General features: G+C 47.2%; 3 protein-coding genes. All 3 read left to right on the top strand.

What is annotated here, in order from left to right:
• Positions 1-149 precede the first annotated feature (149 nt).
• Positions 150-302 carry a hypothetical protein gene (locus HRU21_12215; protein NRA43053.1) on the top strand — a complete coding sequence of 51 codons (153 nt, stop codon included), beginning with the start codon at positions 150-152 and terminating at the stop codon, positions 300-302.
• 8 nt (positions 303-310) lie between these two features.
• Positions 311-1,858 carry a hypothetical protein gene (locus HRU21_12210; GenBank protein NRA43052.1) on the top strand — a complete coding sequence of 516 codons (1,548 nt, stop codon included), beginning with the start codon at positions 311-313 and terminating at the stop codon, positions 1,856-1,858.
• A gap of 49 nt (positions 1,859-1,907) precedes the next feature.
• A partial coding sequence (locus tag HRU21_12205; GenBank protein ID NRA43051.1) for a hypothetical protein occupies positions 1,908-3,287 on the top strand: 1,380 nt, incomplete at its 3' end.

The following is a 3,287-nucleotide window of genomic DNA, read 5'->3' as shown; positions in this document are numbered from 1 at the left end:
CATCGCCGCTCACTAAAGGCGTTCAGTCAGCCCAGAAAACTCTTGAGCCTCTTAAGGACACTTTCGACCTGGCTGGAAATGTAACAGGCTTCCTTACTGGTATTGCCGACGCTAAGACAGCGGAGTTCAGAAAGCGTAAAGAGGATGAGATGGCAGAGAATCGACTAGCCATGCGAAGAAATCGCATGACCTCACAAGACTTCGCGGCACGTCGTGGCGCGGCTGCGGCTGATGCATCACGCATGGGCAGTGTACGCCCCTTCACTTCAATGTTAGAGAGCGCCAGCACACTAGGCGCATAGGAGATATAATGGCTATATTTGCCGATGTAGATAGGCGCATGGGAGCGCCGACCGAACTTGAAGGATTGTTTCGTGGCCTGTCGTCTTTCGCGGATCAGCCACGTCAACGCCGTGAGTCTGATCTTAGAGAAAAGTTGCTTGGCTCACAGGTTGAAGCGGCGGAGCTTGGCGTTGAGGCTAGGCGGTTGGACATGGAGAACCAGAGACTTCAGAAACAAGCCGCTTTCGATAGAGCTGGAAGGTTGATTGGAAGTAAGAATAAGCTTGTAAAGTCAATGGCTGGCAAGATGGATCAGAATGCATTAGCCAACTCTCCTAAGACAATGCAGAGAATAGAGGACTTAGGCGCTAGAGGAGATGGTGCTATTGCCGAGGTTCAAGAGCTAATGCAGGCGATGCCTGACGAAGGAACTACCAAAGGTCAGTACTTAAAGATGAATGATATCTTAAGGGATCTAAATAGCGGGAACGTTGCTACCGTTGAGGCCGCAATAGAGCGCTACGAGAAAGAGCTCGACGCAATGTCGAAGCCTCCTTCGCAGTCTCAGATGCAAGCACAGAAGGTCAAGCAAGTAAAGCAGACCAACCCAGCATTAGCTCCATTGCCAGACGAAAGGGCCGTTACCATTAATGACAACGTGAACACCGTAATCTCTAACATATCTAGCTCACACACATCTCCTGAGCAAATAGAGAGAATTGACGAGACCATACAAATGGCAAGGGAAGGCGATGAGGACGCTATAAAAAAGACATCTGAATTCCTTGGAGCAAAAAGCGAGGTTGAGTTACAAGCTGGCATTATATCTTTAGAGGACAAGCTTCAAAGAATAAAAGAAGAAAACAACGCAATAAGGACTTTTAATTTAGCATGGAGGGAGTCTGGTGCGTCTTCTAACCCTGCAATAGTTACGTCCATCGATGATGACGGTAATTCTAGGGTGGTAGGAAACATAATGGTTGTTGGTCAGGATGGTAGTGACACAGCCTCTATATCACCTCTGTACATGCCTGGTTCTGCAGCTGCGTTTCAAGATGGGAGTATAGTAGGTTACTTCGTAAAAGGAAATCTGATACCTTCAAACTCTAAGCAAGTAAATGATCTTGCCTTAAACTATTACTCAAGATTAGATACTACAATAGAGTCCCTGCGAGACCAGTCAAAAAGTATTAAGTCAAGGTATAGAGCAAGAGCAAGAGAGCTTGATGAGATAGGTCAGAGCGATAAGGCTGACTTTTTAAGACAAAAAATAAAGCAGATGGATGCTATAGGTATAAGCAGGTCAGCTATAGCTAGTAGGGCAGATGAGCTGTCAGAGAAAAAATTCAAGAGACGAGCTTCTGTTGCAGAGAGGAAATTTAAAGAGTCAAAATCTTTTCTTGACAAGCTTTCTGCCGCAATGGAAAGGACTGGGGTTTCTGCTTCCCAGGCAATTACCGACATTAAATCAGCCGTTGGATTTGAAGAAGATCCAAGTAAGTTAAAAAGGGCTGAGATAGCGAAGGCTCTTGATGACTTTGAAGTCGAATTAAACTCAATCTATTCTGTAAGGTAGTATGGCTGATTTAGGGATATTAAGAGAGGGTAGGGCTAAGTCTACTGTGATGTACGCACCAACGAATATTGGTGCGGAAGATCGGCAGGCTTTGCTGTTACAATCCGATGAAGTAGCTAAGCAAAATCCAGCAATAAGCAGGGCTCAAGAGTTAGCGAATGATCCAGAGATTATGGCTCAAGCACCATCTGGTAAACTGATCGATCAGCCTTCTGATATAGCACCTGGAGTTGAGGGCGATCTCGAGACTGTCATGGATCAGCTTCAGGGTAGCGTATTAGACGAGATAGCTCAGTCAGCAAGGCCGACAATACTGGGTCAGTTTGCCCCTGAACAGACAATCGCAGAGGAAAGAGCTGAACAGTTTTCCGCTCAAAGATCTATAGAAAGAGGTTCAGCTGTTGGTAATTTCGCCCTTGGAACGGCAACCGCAATAGCTGGAGACTTACCAGCTGAGATCGCTTTAGCCGTTTCTACTGGATTTACTGGCAATCTAGCAAAGAGGGGTGCATCAGCTCTACGCGCATCACAGCGATTTTCAGATACAGCTAAAGCATTGCGTGTTGCCGGGGCATCGAAGCTGGCCATTAACTATATGGATAACATGGCAGACGCGACATCAGCCCTGTCTCGCACGTTCATGTTTGGACCAGAGGGCCGCGTAGCTGACAACGCATTACGCAGATTCGCGGCAGAATCCGTTGGAGCTGGCATATCTGAGGCCGCAGCCTCTACCGCAGTTGGTGAAGATTCAGACGCTGTCGCACAACGTATACTAGGTGGTCTTGCCTTGGGCGGAGTTATGGCTGAGGGTATGTATCGCTTAGCTGGCGGTGTTAAGGCTGTAAGCGCTATGCTTGCTAAGAAGGGCTATTCTGAAGATGTTATCGCTAAGGTTGAGGAAGGTATCGCAGAGCAAGGCGATCACGTATCACCTCCAGTCTCTCGACAGATAGACCAGAAAGATGGCGTTGCAACTTCTCGCGGCGAAGAAATAGTAAACGGCGAGATGACCAAGGCTTTAGATCAAGGCAGGCCAGTAGACTTTATACACCCAGACGTTGGAGAAGTACGCATTATTCCTAGCACTGAAGATTTTGGAGCTGTACGCAATGCTGTACAAGCATCTGCCAGGGATTTTGGATTAGAAGTACACATGTTCAACCGTATTAATGCGGATACCCCAGAAGGATTCGCTATTGGCAACAAAGTCTTTATCGATGCAGCTGCCAACGACGCGGACTTCGAGCGCCTACTAGGCCATGAGCTGTTCCATACATGGGCCAATAAGACTGACTTGGCAAACAAGACTTCTGTTGTAAGCACCATGAAAGATATGATGGGGCGTGCTGGAAGAGATGTTGATGGCCTTGATAATAGAGTTGTTATAGAGGAGTTCTTTGCAGACGCAGCTGGAAGACGTGGACGC

The organism is Pseudomonadales bacterium, assembly GCA_013215025.1.
In the GTDB taxonomy this organism is placed as follows: Bacteria; Pseudomonadota; Gammaproteobacteria; order Pseudomonadales; family DT-91; genus DT-91.
The sequence above is the reverse complement of the archived record's forward strand: the minus strand, read 5'-3'. Positions and strand labels throughout refer to the sequence as shown.

Excerpts from the sequence above, each read along its gene's own strand:
- HRU21_12215 (NRA43053.1), top strand. The coding sequence starts at position 150 with ATGGCAGAGAATCGACTAGCCATGCGAAGAAATCGCATGACCTCACAA.
- HRU21_12210 (NRA43052.1), top strand. The coding sequence starts at position 311 with ATGGCTATATTTGCCGATGTAGATAGGCGCATGGGAGCGCCGACCGAA.